This is a genomic window from Halorientalis brevis (assembly GCF_023077655.1).
On sequence record NZ_JALLGV010000013.1, the window covers coordinates 18,804 to 37,498 of the forward strand.

Here is an 18,695-nt window from a genome sequence, read left to right on the forward strand (position 1 = left end):
GGGGCGGTGTCGATCTGTGGGTCCGATTTCGCAGTGGTTGGCCCAAGGATTTTCGTCGAAAACACTGTCCTGACGGAATCGACCGTCGTCTCACAAGAGAAGAAGGCTCGCTGTTTGAGATGGCTGTTCTGAGAATGCCGATTTCGGGTAGTAGCCAATTCCAGACAACTCACAAACAATTTGTGTTGCGTCAGTGTCGAGGACAGACAACCACACAACAAACGATACCGGCCAGAATATGACTGGTGGGAATAAATCGCATGTCGCTATACAGAATCTCGGAGCTTATTCGAAAATGGTACTATCAATATTCTAGAGGTAGCGGGGCTGTAACATCAATTTAGGAAAACCGGATCGGCCACCGTACATTCATTTTTCAACATCAGATTGGGTAAGACAGCAATCGTGTGTACAGGATATGAAGAATGAGAGCAATCACTGTAACAGCAAGCAACCCGCTCCCAAGGAACCCTTGTGATTGGAAGTAGGTTGGCAAAATCAACAAGACGGTCGCGAGCAACAGTGAGACGAAACCAACCGAGACAGCTATCCTACGCTTCTTTTTTAGCTGTATGGCTTTTTGTTTCGTCATCAATCCAATAGCAGGTTAGCTTCTTCGTCAGTGAGAACGCACCGAGCCCAGGTAGTCTCTCCACTGTGATCGAGGGTGAGAACACCTGCAGGCGCTAAATGGTCGCCTGTCGTGACATTAAGGACATATGTGATTTCCGCTTCCGACAGCGGTAGATGGCAGATTTCTTCTCTATCTTCGATACGGTGAATGTGGATCTGCGCGGGCTCTACCTCCAACTCCTCTCGCAATATACTGTAGTCAGAGGAAATGAGACGAAGCGTCTTGTCGCCTATTGAACCGAGCTCGGCATTCAGGTCTAACGCATCCAAGACTAGATAGGCATCGTCGATAAACAGTTCTGCCTCCTCTCCCTGCTCAGACCATTCAGAGAGGGCTTCTTTCGCCGCCACACCGATTGATTCGATATATTCATCGTCGGCTGCGATTGGATCTATCAGACGCTCATCCGGTGCATATCGGGAGCAATTTTCGGGAAGGTCGTCCACAAACTCCCAAATTCCAAGGGGGTCTACAACGAGCAGTGGCCTATCTGGATTCCGTTCGGCAAGACGTTTATAGTGGGTTTGAGCCGTTATGGTCTTTCCAGCAGAGAGACACCCGATGTAGAATTGAATGTCGTGTGATGGTTCTTCACTCTCTGCGTAAAACGGCGGTAAGGATGCTCTATCTACAGAAGGGTCCGTATCTATTGGTTCTGTAACCATATTTTTACAGTCAGTTCAACGGCACTTCTTTCTTTCTGTGCATAGAAGAAATTTCGCCATAGAGACCGATTGTTTCTTTGCACCGAATAAAACAAGCCCTGAGGACAGAAACAGCCGAGTTAGATGGGCCGCGGACGCAATCCGAAACTCTCCGAAGATGACCTACTCGACGCTATCGAGAGCATCACATCGTCCGCATACCCGGTCGCTGACACCCAGGAGATCTGCGCCGACGTCGATAAAGAGGTGACTGCTCGAACTGTCCGGGACACACTCAGAAGCTACAGTCAGGACCCGGAAAGCACCATTCAAGGACGGAAACCAGGCAAGCAGAAGGGATGGGTGTGGTGGGTACACTCACGAGACGACTAACCAACAAAATTATACGAAATTGGTGTATGTTGGTTAGTAAGTCATGGCGCAGGAAGCAGACATCCACTACGACCCAGACGGTTGTCTCGCGATTGTCGGATCGACCGGTACACAGTGTGGGAATGGAGACGCGCCGCTGTGTGGCACTCACGAGAAGGCCCGGTCAGTCCGACGCGTCGACGAGTTTGAGTCCGGCCCCAACGAGGACCTGCGGGACGACCTCGTCGAGAAATGCGACATCCAAGGTGAGATCGCGTACGCGCTCGCGACGATCGCACCGAGGGTGAGACCACTGTGGCGCCGGCTGACCGCGCTCGAACCCATCGAGGTTGGAGGAGAGACGTGGGACCCACGACGGCTCTTGCTATACGCCGAGGACGTCGCCGACCATCCAGAACACGACAGGGACCACCACCTGTTCGCGAACGCCGATTGCATAGCAGTTGTCGAGGACGGGCAGTACGGCGACGAGTACAGATGTGTCACGAGCGGGCACGGGAATCTCTTGTGTGGCGTCCACAACGATGCAGACGACCTGCGAACCGTTCTTGACGAGGACTACCCCGAGGGTCCAAACGTCGATCCAGTGTGGATAGACGGGGAAAAACACTGGTTGATCGAACGGCGCGGCGACGACACCCTGGTCGTGACTCCCGACTTCGAACTCACACGGCTTTCGGACCCCGATATGCTGACGGCAGAGGGGCTGCCGATCGATGCGAACGGCTGGCGATACAGGAGTGACGACGGTGAGCAGTTCCACGAGGGGTTCGGTCGGATTGAGCGGGTCCGAACGCACGAGGTCGACGCCGGCGTCGAGATCATCGCGACGAACAGTGACTACCGGGCGGTGATCGACACGACGGCAGAGGAGGACGTCGTCGATACGCTGGCCGAGTTCCTCCTGGACAATGATCCGGAGGACGTCGAGGAGATTCTAGAGGGAAACCGGCCAGAGGCGATTGTTGACCGGCTCGAGTATTCGGAGCGGCCAGACCTGCTATCCGACGTCGACGGAACCGACGTGATCGCTGTCTCGGCCGGGGGGAACGTCTACCAGGGAATAGTCACCGACATCGGGACTGGGGCGTGGGACACGCCGGCTGACAACGTAAACCTGCGTATCTTCGCGCACGACGTCGAGCACGACAGTCAAGAGGGAATGCTTACGATCCAATCCCATCGCGATGCACATGACCAATGGTCGGCAATCCAGGCTGAGTTCTCCGCTGGCCCGGATGCAGAAACCGTTGAGGTTGGGACTGTCGATGCCGTGGAGTCGGGGGACACAGTCGACCCGACAGACTTGACCGCTGTCGAGGAGAACAACCAAGACATGAGCGACGAGCCTGTCGAGCCGGATGCGCCGTCATCCCTGCCGAAGTACCTCCGGGAAGGAGCGCAGAAACAGGACGCCCAGACGCTCCGAGATCTCGCCGAGTACGCCGCAGCGCTGGCCGATCATCGCGAGGCCCAAGCCGAACATGAGCTCGAGGAGCAAGCCGTCGACGAGGACGTGCCCGAGGAGTGGGACGAGGACGAGTGGGCTGAACAGATCGACGAGGCCCGAGAGAACGCCGACATCGAAGGCTCGAAGGGGACTCTCACGACCAAGCAGATCGATGGACGAGGTTATTATTACCTTCAGTGGCGGGAGGGTGGGAAGATCAAAAGTCAGTATGTAGCACCTGAAACCCCGAGTGATGGATAAAACTCGTCTGTGGGTTAGTAGCTACAAAATACTCGTACAACCACTCGTCATAAATAAATAGTACAATCAGTGGTTGCAAACATCCGTTACAAACACCAATTAAACACGCTTGATATAAACAATAGCTGCAAGTCATCGATAGAATTATTTGTTACATATATTAACTGCAATTAGTTGTTTCAGCCTTCTGTTTCAAATGAGTGTTACAAACGCTCGTTACAAATAGATACTACAAACACCTGCTTCAACCACTTGATTCAGATGGTTGTTTTCAATAGTTGTGTGTTGTGGATGTTACGTCTGACACAATTTTATATTGGTAACAAACAAAGGGGTTAGTAGAATGCTATCATACGCTGTTTACAGTGAAGCTGGTGGAGTTGGGAAGACAACTCTCTCAGCAAACTTGGCCGTGGCTCATGCACGAGCTGGTCTTGACGTATTGGTGGTCCCGCTTGATCCCCAAGATGGTGACCTCAGTCACCTGTTAGATGTCGATCAGAACAGAGCAGACAGTGAGATAGACACACTTGTTCACCACCTTGTCGGTCGAGGAATAGGTGATTTCACAGACCTCATACAGACTGCCGAACAGGGAGTTGACATTATTCCAGAACACAATCGGCTAGAGGACCTTGGAGAGACCCTTCGGAAGGAGAGGGAAGCTCGTAGCGATTTTGGTGAGTCTTTCCCGATGTGGACACAGTTGCAGCGAGTTCTACGTGAAGCAGAGATCCACAAGCAATACGATGTTCTAATTGTCGATCCACCTGCGAGCTCAGGTCCGCACTTATACAATGCGCTCGATGCAACCCGGAATTTAGTGCTCCCAGTTGAGCCGTCTGGCAAAGGCCAAGCATCAGTTGATGGTCTCAATGATCTGGTCAGCAACCTCGAAGAGCAACTGGAGATCAATATTGGCGTCTTGGCAGCAGTCCCCAATCGATTCAAGGGAACAACAGACCAGGAAGAAATTGTCAGCGAGATTGAAGCACAGGGATTCGACGTCCCAGTGACGATGCGTGATCGCACTTCGCTGCTTGAAGGATGCTGGAAAAAGAAGTGCAGTGCGTTCAGGTATGTACAAGAACATCGCGACAGACAGCGAGACTACGAACTGGAAACGATAGCGAAATTCGACAAGTTAGCACGTCATCTAGAAAGCGAAGGCGGACTCACGGCACCAAACCCTCCAGAGCCAGGCGAACTTTCCCAAGAAGAAACGGGGGTTAGAGCATGACAGGCCTAAAATCAGGTTCCGGTGATGATCTGTGGGCAGATGATGACGACAACCAAGAGTCTACAGAAGAGGGCCAGGAAGATGCTGTGGTAGAGGACAAACAGCCATCCGAGTCAGAGCCAGAAGAGCCTACGATCGGAACAGACAACGATGTCTCCACAGAGTCAGACGGTCGGCCGTACATCGTGCGGCGCGCAATAAAAGACAAATCAGTCCAATTCGAGCGTGATGAACGGCTCACGTTTTTCGTTCATGATGATGTTGCCTCTGGAGAACGGGAACTGAAATCAGATTTAGAAACAGAACTCGACCGGGATATCCCGAAATTCGATATCCGAGAAGCGGCATATCGTGCAGCTCTCAAAAATCCAGATGATGTGCTTGCAGAACTAATTGCGATGGGTTACTCCAACGATAGCTAAACGACCCGGCAACCCAGCAACATTCATTTTGAGAGAATACTCACAGTAATTGGAACTAGCTGAGTTTCCATTCATTTTTTGAAGGGGCGATATCCAGTTGCGGATATGCGTAAGGTCCTCGCAGGCACGCTCTCCAACACAGCGGTCCTCGGATCGGACGGTGAAGAACTTGGCACGATCTACAACGTCACGATGGATCATCAAACAGGAGCACTGGAATACGTGCTAGTCGAGCCAGCAAAACCTGAGATATCCGGCTTCGAGACGACAGAGAATGGCCACCTGTGCGTCCCTGCAAAGTGTATCGAAAGTCTCAGTGACTACCTTGTTGTGCGCAGACCGAAGTCACGCGATCACTGACGTGTGGTAACTGCCCCAATCGCGACAACGGGTCCGAAAGGATATGCGAAATCTGTAAGATTCGCCAGTTATTATGCCATAATTTCATTTTTGACTGTTACAGAAATCTTCGTAGACAAACTTGGAGACTTAGTGGAAAACCAATCCAGCGCGAATGAGCGAACCGCTACAGTTCTGATTGGATATCGAGTTCGTTCAGGGCGTCAACATCGCGGCTGATTTCTTCGATTTGGGCTGTTTGCTCCTCGTTGGCAGAGGCAATCTTCTGGGCTTCTTCAGCGACCTGCTCGAAGCCGTCGGCCGTCTCGTCGACCATCGCCGCGATCTCTTCAGCGCTGGCAGCTTGATCGTCAGTGGCTTTGGCGACCTCGTCAACGCCATCGGACGCTTCTTCGACCACTTCGGCGATGTCCTGGAAGGTTTCGCTTGAGCTGTGAACGCGTTCGACGCCATCCTGAACCACCTCATTTGTTTCTTCGAGACTTTGAACGGTTTCGTCAGTGTTTTCTCGAATATCGCCAACGATCGATTCGATCTCCCCCGCGCGCTCCTGTGATTCTTCCGCGAGTGATTTCACTTCGTCGGCGACGACGGCGAACCCTTCCCCGGCCTGTCCTGCACGGGCAGCCTCGATCGACGCATTCAGCGCGAGAAGATTGGTCTGGTCGGCAATGTCGTTGATGACGTCGACGAGTTCATCGATCTGCTGGATACTTGCTTGAAGCTCTTCGACGTCACTCATCACCTCATCGGAGGCTGTTTCGACTTGATCCATGATGTCGATGGTCTCGGCGGCTTCCTCTTCCCCAGCTTCAGCTTTCGTTCTCGCCTGTTCACTGATCTGCTGGACTTCGTCGGCGGTGGCAGCGATCTCTTCGACGGTTGCACTCAGTGAAGAGACTTCGCTCGCCACTTCACCGATGGATTCGAGTTGGTTTGTGGCCTGGGCACTGATGTCTTCAGAGTTTTCCGCTACGTGCTGTGCAGAAACTTTCAGATCGTCGACGGCGTTTTTGATCCCGCCAGTGGCCTCCCGTCGTGTGGTAATGTCGTGGAAGGTTTCGCTGATCGCCACAACGTTCCCATCGGCGTCGTGGATCGGTTTCACGACCAACTCTGTCGGGATTACGCGGCCATCGTAACTTTCCTTCTCAACTTCGACGCGAATCTCGTCTTTCCCCTCATCGACGATCTGTTTCAGCGTACAATTGCCGGTCCCACACACCTCTGGGTTGCAGAACTGGTCGAAACACTGCAGCGTGTCACTGCCCTCAGCTTCCACACCACCCATCTCTTTCATCTGCTCGTTTTCGAGAATGACGTTGAAGTCCGTGTCGACGATCCGCATCGCAGCCCCCGTCGAGTCCATAATACTGCGGAGATTGTTCTTCAGGGTCTCGCGTAGTTCATCTTCGGACATTTGTTTTCCACCGAAGATAGTCTGTGACAAGTCTTCGCCGCTGGAGGGTGCTGTCTTCTCGATAGCCATACGTTGACACTCATACGTTGGGTGTTTAATAGATTCGAAAATATTGCCAGAATGAATCTAGTTAAATATGATTTATTCCAGGGGTCGGTACGATCGCTACAGTCGTGAGGGAACGTGCTCGGAGCCCGTCTAAGGTATATTGAGGAGAGAGCACGAACAAGGGTTGTTTTTCGAGCCTCCCAGCTAAACAAGGCCGGTACTAGGCAGGCAGAGCAAAGTGCCTTCCTTAGTTCCAACCTTCGTATTCTGTCGAAAATTCACGGCCGGTGCAGTTCTCGGTGGCTAATCCGAAGAGACGGAATTCAACATCCTCAAACGGAATTCCCCAGACACCAAAGTCGGGCGGAAACTCTGCATTTGCAGCTAAGCTCGCGTATGCTTGCTCTTCCGTATCTTCATCAATTTCGTAGATTTCGCCAGTGGTGACGACACTCCGCCAGGTTGTTTTATCATTACTATCCTGTTCATAAACAGTCAGGCACACATTAGGGTTTGAATTGATTGCCTGATCTTTTCGGCTATTGTATCCACCGCCCCATTGCATTGGAAACACCATCTGAGAAGAATCATAGCCGAATGAGATCGGGATGGCATATGGTTGCCTGTCATCAACCATTGCAAGGACGCCGATTCCTCGCCGAACAAGTAACTCATCGATTTCCTTCTGGTCTAGACGTCGCATCTCTACCCTTCGTCACACTAAGCCATCGGTGGTAAATGCTCTGCTACATTCGGTTTGATTGACGTAGGGGGGAGTGCCACAGGATGGGTGGTGTGGAGCCTTCACAGCAGATCGGGGGCACTCCACGTGGAAGCGCTTGGCCAGTAGACTTATATCCCCGTCAGATACCTGTCTGACGACTTGTGAACAGACAGTCACTTCACAGGAGTCATGACACAGATCCAAGTTGATCTTAGTGTAGTTGTCATCAGGTGTGTTCCGAAACGAGAAAGATTCCGTAGTATTGGGACCGGTCTTTGAGAGAGTCTCAAGAAAACGCTCGTTCTCGAACTCTGCTCTCGTACAACAATTGTGGTCAATACTGATACAGAACATCGATCTTTGTTGTCTTGACCACCGAAAAGAGACGTGAACTGGAAGAAATGATTCGCACTGCAGAGCGAATGTTTGTGAAGAAGAAACTAGACACAACTTCACACACAATGAAATCTAGAATAGTCTTTTGTATTTAGAATTCGGAATGCCAATATGCCATCACGACTGACCTCAGCACAGGAGACACTCCTGAATCTCCCAGAGATCGATGAACGGAATGTCGTGCGAATTGCCGAGAACATTACTGAAGCAATAGAAAATCTTCAGAGTGAGGCGTCCCATTCCGGTGGGAACCAACGTCTCGATGGACTACACGACGAGATCCGTGGGATAGACGAACCGGAACCTGACCAAGTACAGTCAATCGCAGATGAAGCCTGGCAGATATCAAAACGGATGCGTGGAACAGGCTTCGACTACGACATGCTACGAAATTAGCAGTGTAGCTATGACATCGTGTAAAGAGACTGGTTCTTGAGAGTGGCTTAACAACATCCCAGAAGAAGATTGTCTTTGCCATCGGCCGGCAGAGTCCTGTTTACCGATCTGAGTTTATCAGAAATTGTTTATGGATTCCCTTTGTTATTCCAATTTGTATTCACACCATGATTGGTGATTGGATATCTGTGTGCCATTCGGACAGCGATAATGAATAGCTAACCAACAGATTCACTGTATCGGCAAAATGTTGGTTAGCCCAAATCACAAAAGTTTCCACTAGAAAATTAGAGATTTCACACATGTCAAGAATACCCACCCGCCGATCGATGTTGATGAGCCTTGGAGTGACCGCTGCGGCTACCCTGGCCGGCTGCAGTCAAAATACCCCAGGAGAATCAGGGAATGAGACAAACAGTAATCAATCATCGAACGACAGCAACGACAGCAGTGTCTTTGCGAATGTGGAGAGTGTCGCTGGTGAGTGGAACGCAAAACTTCGGGTGACTATTTCGGAAGATACTGACGTTGATAAAATCGGGCTCTACGACAGCAACGGAGTCAAGAAACAGCGCAAATCCCTGGGTGCCGGGTCAGCTGTGGAGTTTGCACTCTCCGAAGACCTTCCCTCCGGAGCCTACGATCTCGTCGCCACAACGGACGGGACGGAAGTTGAACGCCAATCCGTTGAGCTGGATCGATCTATTTCTATCCAAGATGTTCGGATCTACGCACCAGAGGACCACCCTTCACAAACCTTCGAATTAGATGTCACAAATACAGGCGACTTTAGACTGGACATGACGAACACCGAACTTGGTGTGTCTGGGGATGTTCCCAACCCCGAACGGAAGGACCTCTTCAGCTCTCCAACTGCATTCGTTGATTCAAAAGCGGTTGGTCATCTGAGCCCCGGGCAAGAAGCCACGCTGCGACTATCGCATGATGCACTCCAAACACATTCGCTGACCGAAGGCGATCTGAGTAAAGGTGGTTGCTCTGGCGAAAAGCGAGTGGCAACAATGCAATTCAATACAGCATCGGGATATACAAAAGAGATCAAAGTAGAATACACACTCTCTGGTGAACCAGAACGGTTCAGTGTTGTGTACGGCTGTTCAGATTGGGCCGTAAACTCCTGGGAGCCAGTTAAGTGACAGTTCCACCACTTCGCTTCAGATTTTAGAATTAATTTTAATAGCGATTTTAAAAAGTATTTAACACTCACAAGCCCGACTGAATAAGCCACAGAACGGCAAACAATGGGCATCAAAAAAGCGATCCTGAATGGTGTTGAGAAAGCACTCGAAGGCGTCTTCACGTCGATCAAAAACGAGATTAGTGAATCAATCTTCGAGCCGGTCATCCAGACTGCATTTGGACTACTAACAAACACACCATATCCAAATAATATCTACACATTTGGGGCGCCGACAAATGGTGCGTGGAAAACGTTCTACGGGGGAATTTATCAGGATATCCAGCTCTTGGTGGCGCCACTATTTGGCTTGGTTCTCGGCCTCGCAATGTTCTTCAATATATTCAACACGAAACAACAGAAGATCGCTCTCCGGCGAGCAATCTTCGTCTTTCCATTTGCGTATTCTTGGTGGTGGTTCGGTGGGTGGTTCCTGAAATTCAACGATGCACTGGCCGACTATCTACTGAACCCTGCTGCAGAGAACATGTCTGGGACACTAGAAGGATGGATCACTACGACAGGGAGTGCCATCTTCGCAGCAGTAATTGTGTACACACTCGGAGTTGGCGTTCTTTTCACTGTGATACTGATCTACAAATTGCGTGAAATGGCCATCTACGCCTACATGCTGTTCATGCCAGTGTTGCTCCTTCTATGGGTAGTCCCCATTGACTCCGTCCAGGGATGGGCAAAAAGTCAGATGGCAAAGTTCGTACCATTGACGTTTATGACAATCCCTGTTGCATTATTATTACGGATTGGGACAGAGTTAATCACAAATACTGGAGGACTTGAAAGTTCAATCATGGGTCTGGTCATGTTCGGGGGTGCAGCCTACGCGCCACGATATATCTTCAAATACTCCTCACAGGTATCTAATGCAGTGCAAACAGGGAGTCGCACTGGAAGGGCAGTAGCGAGTGGTGCAACCCATAGTGAACAGCGATCTGGTGGGATGTCGGGTTCAGGTGGCAGTGATCGCCGACAAGTCGGGTCGTTTCGGCAGGCAGGCAGTAATCGTGGCAGTGGTGGGGGCCAGAATAGTAGTATGCAGTCAGGACGAAAACAACTGTCACATCCAGGCGGCGTGGATTTTTCACCATCGATGTCACGTCGCAGACGTCGGCGTCAACGAGCAGAAAATCTCGGCCGTGCAGGTCGGACTGCAGCCAGTAAAACAAAACAGGGTGCCGTTAGTGGAGTCAAAGGGGCCGGAAATCGCCTCGTTGAATCTGCTGCCAAGAACTACTACAGAGACGAAAGCACGGCCAAGGGAATGGGCAAAGATGCGTTATCTGCAGTGGGGGGAACAGTGACCGAAGCCGGAAAACTTCCCCTCAGCGGTGGGAAGCGTGCAGCTCAAGGAACCAGTAAACGGATGAACAAAATCAACCGTCGGATCAAGGCACGACAGCAGGAACTCAAAGAGGAATATGATCCACGTTCCATGGCGGTAGCCGATAACCAACGGTCGATTCTGATGGGGGACGAAAGCAATAGTGGCTCCGACAGTAGTTCAGAGAAGAACGGTAGCCAGACCTCAATGGCTCGTCAGACCTACAGTCGCAACCAAAGTAACCGGACTGTCGGGTCGATCGGATCACTATCGAATTCGGACAGTGAGGAGGAATCCAGGAGATAACAATGCTCAAAGGACACATCTTGTACGTACTTGATAACGATAGGCCAGTGCATCCACCAATCGGTGGCTACCTGCTCATCCTGGTTTGGCTAGCATTGGCTGTCACAAACCTTGATGTGGCTATGGAGACGGCAGCCAACGGGGATCTCATTGAAGCCACCGTCCTGTTGCTCTTCGGAATGCCAATGTTCGTTTTCCTTATAATTCGAACGTTCACTTGGATCGACGAAGTGTGGGCAAATCGTAGTCGGCCAGCCAATCTTAATGGAACACTCCATAAGCTACGGAAACTTTCGATCGGAGTTGTTCCTGTATTCGCAATAATTGATATCTTCGTGTTCGATCAGCCGTTGCTGACAGAAATTAAGCTAATATCGGTCTATCTATCAGGCTGTGCAATGCTTTCGTTCTGCCTTTCACTATACGCCATGACGGCAAAGGATGCGGTCAGCAATTCAAAAGAAACACTTCAAAACGCATTTTCTAGAGGTTAGCGGCTTTTATCACTAATTCACAATTCCTCAAGGTACTGCTGTTCCCACTCGCGCCGTGCTTCGAGTTCGCGTCGACCTCGACTGGTCAATTTATAGACGTTCGTGCGCTTGTCTTTCTTCCCTTTCTCAACGAGCCCTTTCTCAACAAGTGTATCGAGGTTCGGATACAATCGACCGTGGTGGATCTCCTTTTTGTAGTACTCCTGAATTGCCTCTTTGAGTGCGAGTCCATGGGGCTCTTCGAGACCACCAATTACGTATAGGAGATCGCGCTGGAAGCCTGTCAGGTCGTACATGGAGTACGATTTCTGACTTAGTTTATATATGCTTTCTGTTACGTCGAGATTGCGCACTCAAGGTCTTAATAGATTCAGTCACCAGTCGGTTCAGAATGATAGGCACGACCCGGCTTAAACGAAGTCAGTTCTTCAATTTGCTCTTCTAATTCCTCGATTTTGACTTGCAGTTACTGGACATCCCTCTCATCTTCGTCGCTGACGGTGAGACGATCTTTTAGTCCCTGCAGACGCGTCTCTTTAGTGTCCCGTTGACATCGGCCTTGCGGACGTACTCGATCGTCTCAATCTCGTATAGATCCGATTCAGAGAGTTCAGTTACCTCCAGCGCCTCCTCGACCTTGTCGCGGTCGACACTTGTGACACGTTCGCGGTCGATACCCACAGCCTCCAATGCGTTCAAGGCTGCCTGTTTTATATTGCCACATGCAAAAGGGAGCGGCTTTAGCGTCCATGAACGTCGGGGAACAACCGGTTATACCACGGTTATCACTCGAAATTCGGTGTGTTGTTACTCTTGTCAGTGGTGTGCGAGTGTCGGAACCAGCCCCACCGTCTGGCACCTCAGATGCTAAGTCGGTTCAGGTACGACACTCACCAATGGCCGAATTCGAGGATGTTTCGGCTCGGTATACGCTGTCTGATGATGTAAACATACCCTCGGCTTTCGAAGCAGCCGGTATCGAGTATCTTGATGTCGACAACGAGCGGCTCATCGCAATATTCCGCGGAGCAGTGCTCCGAGTTGCGGCAGTCGACGGCGAGATAACCAGCACGGCCACAGTGGAACTCACGGTCTTTGAACTTCCACCAACCATCGATGACACTGATGAGGCGACAATCATCATTCAAGACGTGATTGATCAGGTGACGGCTGTGTCGGGGACTAGTTGTGAGCGATCTACAGTCATCACAGAACAGTGAAGTCAGAGAAACAGCTTTGTGAGCGGGATATCACTACCTAACAATGACCTTCATCGCATGGGGACGTACTGACGACCTGTACACAGAATGTCGTCAGTGTGGATATGCAGTCGATGACGCGGATGACACGTGTCCAGCGTGCGGCTCGAGCGAAATTGCGATCTATAGCTTTTAGGAAGGGGTGTCTACAGAAACACTCATTCTGCTGAAATGTCTCGCCTCTATGTCAATGGCAGTCGTATTCCCAGGATATGAAAAGTAGCCAAACACTTTCTTCTACTCCCCTGATATCAGCTGTTGTCACGGGAACTGATCAACCAGCGCAGATCGTGCCAGGCGATAGACGGTAGCCCCATCCCGTGACTGGATTCCATCAGGTCCTCTCTCATATTCATACGTCCATATGAACGAGCCTACACAGTTCCTGTTTCAGTACATGATTGATAGAAAACGCAGATCTAGTAGACGGAGAAGATTGTGATGCAATCCACAAGCCAACCCACGACGCCAACTCCGAGTCGCCTGCTCGGGGTTGTATTGCTTGGCGGCGGCGGGGTATTCCTCGGCGATTCGATCTGGCACATGGCAACATACCCAGCTTCACTGCCACGGGCATCAGCCGGTACCTGGATCGGCCTTCTGGTCGGAACGGTTCTCGGAGCTGTCCTTGTCGCTGTTGGCGTTGCGATCCTCCTCCATTCAACAACCCATCTAAAATTCGTCAGTATTGGCGAATGGGAGTTGTAACAAGAGCACTATGCCCACGTTAGTCACCTGGAATTGCAACATGGCCTTCAGAAAGAAGAAAGAACAGCTCCTGCAGCATGACCCAGACATCCTCGTCATCGCAGAGTGTGAAAGCCCTCAATCCAACGGTGACTGGAGTGACTTTTCTGATTGGCGCTGGATCGGTGAAAACGAGCACAAGGGACTAGGCATCTTCGCGCGTAACGGAATTACGCTCGATTCGGCTTTCGTCGACGGAGACGGTGGCCGATACAGCATCCCCGTGACGACCGACACAGCGATTGACCTCCTGGGAATCTGGGCGATGAACGACAAACAGCAGCCTGCAAATCGGTATATCGGGCAAGTATACAGGTCACTTCAGGACTACCAGGACTGGATTGATTCACAGACAGTCGTTCTCGGAGACTTTAACTGGAATGTCATCTGGGACGAGTCACCAAAGAGCCCTCTCTGCGGCAATTTTGCAGAGACAGTCGATATCCTGCAGAGTCATGAACTGCATAGTGCCTATCACACAGTCACAGACACAGCGTTCGGAAATGAGGAGGATGCCACCTTTTATATGCACAAATCACAGGACAAAGAATACCATATTGACTATATCTTTGCCGGAGGGGAGATCCTTGATTCGGTCGCCTCGTTTTCAGTCGGGGACTACACGGACTGGATCGATGCCAGTGATCACATGCCGGTTATATGTGAGTTTGAGTGACTCCCCTCGGTATCTGTTCCGTGTAGCGTGTCATGAGATCATTCACAGCCAGTAAGTAGAGATGCTCACTGTGTCTGCAAATTCAACACTACTGCCGTTGATTCACTGGTCCCCAACGAAGTCCGAGATGAGTTCTATGATGATCCACAACGGAAGGAGATACATTAGCAAAATTGAGCCGATTTCGATTGCACTGAATATCGGGTTGTCAGTTCCGGGGGTTGTCACAATAAAAATCATAACTACGAACCAGAGCGTAAGGACTTGGACCAATTCGTTTCTATCCATCGTCACACGAATAGTGGATTTGTGTCCAGGTGTACTTTCTGATACTTTGACAGTCTGTATTGATTGACTCCGAATTCTGTGGAAAGGTTTCTATGCCGCGCTCCACGTGGGGTACGGAGTAGGTACCGCGGTTTCACGCCGGAGCGATATCATCAGCCGAGTTTGGCGTCGTGATCTGAAGACTGACCTCGATAGTGTCGTAGGGGACAAACGGACGCTTCGCCCGCCCAGCTTGCTCAAAGTGGACGATATCGTAGTCGGCGAGAACCTGGAGATCATCGTGAACTGTCTTGACATCGCGTACAAGCCGCTCAGCTAGCTGGCGAATGCTGTCTGGCCGTTCTCGCATGATGCTTCGTAAGAGCTCAACACGCCGGTCAGTAAGCAAGGCTCGGAGATCACTTGGGTTTTGGAAATTGATGACGTGCGGTACTTCCTCGCCGGCTTCCCACCGGTCAAGTCGATCCAGTGCATTCTGGCGGTGTGTCTCCTCGGACTCAGAGGTAATGCGAAGTACCGATGGGTAGTCCTCGGGTTCACGATCGTCAAGGAAGTCTGCTTCAGCTTCGGCCTCGTCTATCATGATCTCGCCTTGGTCGGTATCGGTGCTGTTCTCGTCGCGCGTATTGGAGTTAGGTTCCTCTGACATGATTAGTCACCTTTGGCGGCGGACATCCATTTCGTCATAGAACTTCCGAACGTGATCTTTCAGGCCGGTGTACTCGATATCATCGTAGACGCCGTCAGGCGTGTGGTAGTGGTGGCGGTCGACATTCGGGTGATCGGGGAAGTTATCGAACCGTAGGAGGGTTCGACCATCTTCGGCCATATACTGGAATCGGTATTTGACCCCTTCCGGGTAATCGTCGCTTGGGGGGATATCGGTCGCAACCATCTCATACCGGGAGCCGTCGGCGAACGTGTCTGAGTCCTCGTAGATGACCGACCCCATCTATACTACCTATGTTGGTGTTTGGGACCAACATAAGATAAGTCCTTCCGTTGGTGTGATGCACCAACAAGTGTGCTGCCTCTAACCGTAACTAACCAACAATAGGAGTGAATTGGATAGTGTGTTGGTTAGCTACTTGTTCAGTTCATCTGGGTCGATCTCGCCGGCGAGCACCTTTTCTCCCCTTTCTCAGAGATGCTATAGAAAGGATGGGACCCCTCTTCTTTGTCCACCTCAACTAGTCCCTCTTCAACTAAATCCGCGCTGGCGGTTTCAGGCCGGGGGTGTGCCGAGGACTTATTTATCAACCAGTCCATACCCATACTATGAGCACCGACGCTGACGACAGCGGTGACGGCGACTACACCCCGCCGGTCGAAATCACGCTCACCCTCGGTGAATCCGGCGAGCTATGGGTCGCCCGGGACGAAGAAACCGGCGTAGCATCACAGGGACCGACCCGCCAAGACGCCCTCAAAAACCTCGACGAAGCGGTGGCTGGCTACTACGGCGCAGGAGAGCCGCCGACTGACAGTGAACTTCGAGAGCTAGGTGTCGACCCCGACGACAACACTTCGGGTGAGCTCCCCGACGTCCTCCAGTAACGCCGAATGGTCACACGCGACTTTTCAGGTGACGACGTCGTGAAGGTGCTGCTCAACGTGGGCGGCTTCGAGTGGGTCCGAACCAACGGAAGTCACATGATTCTGAAGTGGTACCCGCCCGAGGACCACGAGGACACCGAAATACGCACAGTGAGCGTGCCGCGCCACGACCGAATCGACACTGGCACGCTCAGGAATATCGCTGAGCAGGCCGGTGCTGAGGATTTTGACTTGTTTTGCCAGTGGATTGATCGCAACCGGTGACGCTTGGTTCATCGATCGGCAACCAGACTAACCAACACAAACAGACCCATGGGGCGTGTGTTGGTTAGCTATTCGTTCAATTCTTCGGGGTCGATCTCGCCGGCGAGCACCTTTTCTCCCTTCTCTGTAATCCACCAGACTGCCATCTTATGACGCTTCTTATTTGCTAGAAGCCCTTTCTCTTCCAGTTCGTTCAACCGGGTCGATAAACTATCCTGACGGATCGGAAGTTCCTCAGCAACTTCAGCAGTCCAGAGGACACGGTCGTCTCGCTCTTTGAACACTTTGAGAATATCTTCATCGGAAACTTTGGGCGGACGACCAGGCACAGTTGGTCTTCAGAACTCACTGATAAAAAGATATCAATGAGAAATTATTTTAGCAAGCGTATGCTTTAGAGCATGGCTAAGCTTTATCACATGGCTATGGGATAATTCAGATAGGGAGTTAATCGCGGACCCGCCACTCACGGTTCGGGTCCATCGCACGAAAATGCGGACCCCGAGCTAGGCCCTCGGGTCCGCGTGGCTCCCGTAGATACGGTACGGAAGCATGCCATCTATCCACGCAAGGGGACTTGAAACCCCCGATGACTCAGACGAATTGCCAGCAAAGAAGGAGGCACGGACGGCCAGTGCCCGAAACTGGAGCCCCATCGACGAAGACGATCCCGAGAAAACAGTCTGCAACGGCTGTGGCTCAAAGGTCAATCCCAAATTTGGGCGTGTGCTGGGGGATCAGGACGGACAAGTCCATCGTTGTCCCCACTGTGCGACCACCCGTCAGCTCGCTCACGGCGCAGTTGCCGGGGTCGACTCAACTCTGAACTACGAAGCACGAGGTAGGGGGTCAGCTGAGCGATGATGGTCGTCATGTGTCGACTACTCGGAGGGTATGGCGCATGACCGAAAACCCGGTGACACGATGGCATCGACTGTCCGCAATCCAGCGGGATATCCTGCAGACCATCCGGCGGTTGGACGCAAGCCAAGACTGTCTCTCCGGCATGGAGATCGGGAGGGGTCTCAAGCGATTGCGAGACAAATCGATTAGTAATGGATCGCTCTACCCGGCGCTGGGTGAGCTCGTTGACCAAGACCTGATCGTCAAGCGCGACATCGAAGGCAAGTCCAACCGCTACGAACTCACGGCCGACGGAGAGCAATTACTCGCGACACATGTTGCGTCCTTCGAGTCACTCTACGAGGAAACGGACGGTGATAGGCGATGACCCCGCAGACGACGGTCGTACCCACGAGCGATCCCCACGACGTGGATATCAGCGTCTATCGTGACGAGGACACCGTCGGCCACCTGCTGACGACCGAGCCCAGAGATCCAGGCTGGCTAGGCAATCCATACGCGGACCTCGACGTCGAGCACCGCCAGGCCGTCGCGATGTTTCCACGGACGCTGTTCAACGAGCTCGAAGCCCGACCAGCCCTTCGTAACCACCTCGGCGGCCTCAAAGGCGCACGCCTGGGGTGTGACTGTCCCTACGCTGGCGAGCCGGAACCACTCTGTCATGGTGATGTCCTGGCGGCCGTCATCGATCGCGCACTCGTTCCGGCAGGAGGTGATGGATAGTGACGTGTGACGAGTGTGGCGCCCGTGGACCTGGATTATCCCCGGTCGTCGTTGGAGGGCATCGAAAAACTCTCTGTGCGACCTGCAATCCCTACAGCCCCGTCCAAGCCGTCGCTACTGATAGGCTGCGAGCGACAGACGGAGGACCAGAAGTCGAAGCGCGAGACACCAAGATTGAGGATCAACTGGTCGACGATCTCGTTGACCTGTTGACGATCAAGACACGTCGATCCGGGCGAGGCAGTTGGTCCTTCTCAACCGCTGATCTCACGGGCTACCTTGACTGTGACCAAGAGGATGCTGCAGCAGCAGTCGATGCACTGGGGAAGCGAGAGAAGCACCCCATATCGATCGAACGATCACTGACTGGCAGCGGAGATCAGTGGGTTGCCCGACCAGTCCCCGGAGGGAGCCTATGAGCGAGTCTTACTACACTGGCTCCCAGCGCTGCGAGGATTGCGGCGAGATCGCCGACGACGCCAAAGAGCGCGAGATCGACGGCGAGACGCTGACCCTCTGTGGTTCATGTGCGCTCAATCACTTCGTCAGTGAGCGGTAGCTGACGATGCCACGCACGCGCTTCGCACAGCGG

23 protein-coding genes and 1 pseudogene are annotated in these 18,695 nt (G+C 52.1%); 16 read left to right on the top strand and 8 right to left on the bottom strand.

Annotated features, from left to right (window positions below):
* Positions 1-591 precede the first annotated feature (591 nt).
* Positions 592-1,299: a hypothetical protein gene (locus MU553_RS22670; protein ID WP_247381936.1), complete on the bottom strand. Its 708-nt coding sequence runs from the start codon at positions 1,297-1,299 to the stop codon at positions 592-594.
* Positions 1,300-1,714: 415 nt separating this feature from the next.
* On the opposite strand from MU553_RS22670, the gene MU553_RS22675 reads away from it, so the two are divergent.
* The 4 genes from MU553_RS22675 to MU553_RS22690 all read left to right on the top strand — a co-directional run bounded on the left by MU553_RS22675 (position 1,715) and on the right by MU553_RS22690 (position 5,404).
* Positions 1,715-3,382: a DUF6788 family protein gene (locus MU553_RS22675; protein WP_247381937.1), complete on the top strand. Its 1,668-nt coding sequence runs from the start codon at positions 1,715-1,717 to the stop codon at positions 3,380-3,382.
* Positions 3,383-3,725: 343 nt separating this feature from the next.
* The gene (locus tag MU553_RS22680; RefSeq protein ID WP_247382075.1) at positions 3,726-4,622 is read left to right on the top strand and encodes a ParA family protein; all 897 of its coding nucleotides are present in this window, start codon (positions 3,726-3,728) and stop codon (positions 4,620-4,622) included.
* Positions 4,619-5,044, top strand: a complete 426-nt coding sequence (locus MU553_RS22685) for a DUF7970 domain-containing protein (RefSeq protein WP_247381939.1) — start codon at positions 4,619-4,621, stop codon at positions 5,042-5,044. The genes MU553_RS22680 and MU553_RS22685 overlap by 4 nt, the downstream gene beginning before the upstream one ends.
* Positions 5,045-5,149: 105 nt before the next feature.
* Positions 5,150-5,404, top strand: a complete 255-nt coding sequence (locus MU553_RS22690) for a PRC-barrel domain-containing protein (protein ID WP_247381940.1) — start codon at positions 5,150-5,152, stop codon at positions 5,402-5,404.
* A 166-nt stretch (positions 5,405-5,570) separates the two neighbouring features.
* Here MU553_RS22690 and MU553_RS22695 read toward each other — a convergent pair whose 3' ends face one another.
* Positions 5,571-6,893, bottom strand: coding sequence for a methyl-accepting chemotaxis protein (locus MU553_RS22695; RefSeq protein ID WP_247381941.1), 1,323 nt, complete (start codon positions 6,891-6,893; stop codon positions 5,571-5,573).
* Positions 6,894-7,119: 226 nt separating this feature from the next.
* Complete coding sequence (locus MU553_RS22700) at positions 7,120-7,575, bottom strand: pyridoxamine 5'-phosphate oxidase family protein (protein WP_247381943.1); 456 nt, start codon at positions 7,573-7,575, stop codon at positions 7,120-7,122.
* Between the two features lie 528 nt (positions 7,576-8,103).
* On the opposite strand from MU553_RS22700, the gene MU553_RS22705 reads away from it, so the two are divergent.
* The 4 genes from MU553_RS22705 to MU553_RS22720 all read left to right on the top strand — a co-directional run bounded on the left by MU553_RS22705 (position 8,104) and on the right by MU553_RS22720 (position 11,725).
* Positions 8,104-8,388, top strand: a complete 285-nt coding sequence (locus tag MU553_RS22705) for a hypothetical protein (protein WP_247381946.1) — start codon at positions 8,104-8,106, stop codon at positions 8,386-8,388.
* 302 nt (positions 8,389-8,690) lie between these two features.
* Positions 8,691-9,545 (top strand): hypothetical protein, encoded by an 855-nt coding sequence (locus MU553_RS22710; protein ID WP_247381948.1) that lies wholly within the window; start codon positions 8,691-8,693, stop codon positions 9,543-9,545.
* A gap of 105 nt (positions 9,546-9,650) precedes the next feature.
* The gene (locus MU553_RS22715) at positions 9,651-11,231 is read left to right on the top strand and encodes a TrbL/VirB6 family protein (RefSeq protein WP_247381952.1); all 1,581 of its coding nucleotides are present in this window, start codon (positions 9,651-9,653) and stop codon (positions 11,229-11,231) included.
* A 2-nt stretch (positions 11,232-11,233) separates the two neighbouring features.
* Complete coding sequence (locus MU553_RS22720; RefSeq protein ID WP_247381954.1) at positions 11,234-11,725, top strand: hypothetical protein; 492 nt, start codon at positions 11,234-11,236, stop codon at positions 11,723-11,725.
* 17 nt (positions 11,726-11,742) lie between these two features.
* Here MU553_RS22720 and MU553_RS22725 read toward each other — a convergent pair whose 3' ends face one another.
* Together MU553_RS22725 and MU553_RS22730 are read right to left on the bottom strand one after the other, a co-directional pair.
* Positions 11,743-12,021 carry a PadR family transcriptional regulator gene (locus MU553_RS22725; RefSeq protein ID WP_247381955.1) on the bottom strand — a complete coding sequence of 93 codons (279 nt, stop codon included), beginning with the start codon at positions 12,019-12,021 and terminating at the stop codon, positions 11,743-11,745.
* Between the two features lie 74 nt (positions 12,022-12,095).
* A pseudogene (locus MU553_RS22730) lies at positions 12,096-12,436 on the bottom strand (DUF7983 family protein); the annotation flags it as partial.
* Between the two features lie 185 nt (positions 12,437-12,621).
* Here MU553_RS22730 and MU553_RS22735 point away from each other — a divergent pair.
* The gene (locus tag MU553_RS22735; protein WP_247381957.1) at positions 12,622-12,945 is read left to right on the top strand and encodes a hypothetical protein; all 324 of its coding nucleotides are present in this window, start codon (positions 12,622-12,624) and stop codon (positions 12,943-12,945) included.
* 757 nt (positions 12,946-13,702) lie between these two features.
* Positions 13,703-14,407: an endonuclease/exonuclease/phosphatase family protein gene (locus tag MU553_RS22740; RefSeq protein ID WP_345893433.1), complete on the top strand. Its 705-nt coding sequence runs from the start codon at positions 13,703-13,705 to the stop codon at positions 14,405-14,407.
* 421 nt (positions 14,408-14,828) lie between these two features.
* Here the strand turns inward: MU553_RS22740 and MU553_RS22745 are convergent, their stop codons facing one another.
* Both MU553_RS22745 and MU553_RS22750 read right to left on the bottom strand, forming a co-directional pair.
* On the bottom strand, positions 14,829-15,344 hold the full coding sequence (locus tag MU553_RS22745) for an HVO_A0114 family putative DNA-binding protein (protein WP_247381962.1): 516 nt from the start codon (positions 15,342-15,344) through the stop codon (positions 14,829-14,831).
* A gap of 6 nt (positions 15,345-15,350) precedes the next feature.
* Entirely contained in the window at positions 15,351-15,647 is a 297-nt protein-coding gene (locus MU553_RS22750) for a toxin-antitoxin system TumE family protein (protein ID WP_247381965.1), read from the bottom strand.
* A 326-nt stretch (positions 15,648-15,973) separates the two neighbouring features.
* Between MU553_RS22750 and MU553_RS22755 the strand changes: the two genes are divergently transcribed.
* Together MU553_RS22755 and MU553_RS22760 are read left to right on the top strand one after the other, a co-directional pair.
* A complete protein-coding gene (locus MU553_RS22755; RefSeq protein ID WP_247381967.1) occupies positions 15,974-16,252 on the top strand; it encodes a type II toxin-antitoxin system HicB family antitoxin in 279 nt (92 codons plus the stop codon).
* A gap of 6 nt (positions 16,253-16,258) precedes the next feature.
* Positions 16,259-16,516, top strand: a complete 258-nt coding sequence (locus MU553_RS22760) for a type II toxin-antitoxin system HicA family toxin (RefSeq protein ID WP_247381970.1) — start codon at positions 16,259-16,261, stop codon at positions 16,514-16,516.
* Between the two features lie 68 nt (positions 16,517-16,584).
* Here the strand turns inward: MU553_RS22760 and MU553_RS22765 are convergent, their stop codons facing one another.
* On the bottom strand, positions 16,585-16,845 hold the full coding sequence (locus MU553_RS22765) for a hypothetical protein (RefSeq protein WP_247381972.1): 261 nt from the start codon (positions 16,843-16,845) through the stop codon (positions 16,585-16,587).
* Positions 16,846-17,068: 223 nt separating this feature from the next.
* Between MU553_RS22765 and MU553_RS23925 the strand changes: the two genes are divergently transcribed.
* The 4 genes from MU553_RS23925 (at position 17,069) to MU553_RS22780 (ending at position 18,662) form a co-directional block, all read left to right on the top strand.
* Positions 17,069-17,380: a DUF7563 family protein gene (locus tag MU553_RS23925; protein WP_428222022.1), complete on the top strand. Its 312-nt coding sequence runs from the start codon at positions 17,069-17,071 to the stop codon at positions 17,378-17,380.
* A gap of 37 nt (positions 17,381-17,417) precedes the next feature.
* Positions 17,418-17,747, top strand: a complete 330-nt coding sequence (locus MU553_RS22770; RefSeq protein ID WP_247381974.1) for a PadR family transcriptional regulator — start codon at positions 17,418-17,420, stop codon at positions 17,745-17,747.
* A complete protein-coding gene (locus tag MU553_RS22775) occupies positions 17,744-18,103 on the top strand; it encodes a DUF4326 domain-containing protein (RefSeq protein WP_247381976.1) in 360 nt (119 codons plus the stop codon). Before MU553_RS22770 ends, MU553_RS22775 begins: the two co-directional genes overlap by 4 nt.
* A 415-nt stretch (positions 18,104-18,518) precedes the next feature.
* Positions 18,519-18,662: a hypothetical protein gene (locus MU553_RS22780; protein WP_247381978.1), complete on the top strand. Its 144-nt coding sequence runs from the start codon at positions 18,519-18,521 to the stop codon at positions 18,660-18,662.
* The last annotated feature ends 33 nt before the right edge of the window (positions 18,663-18,695 follow it).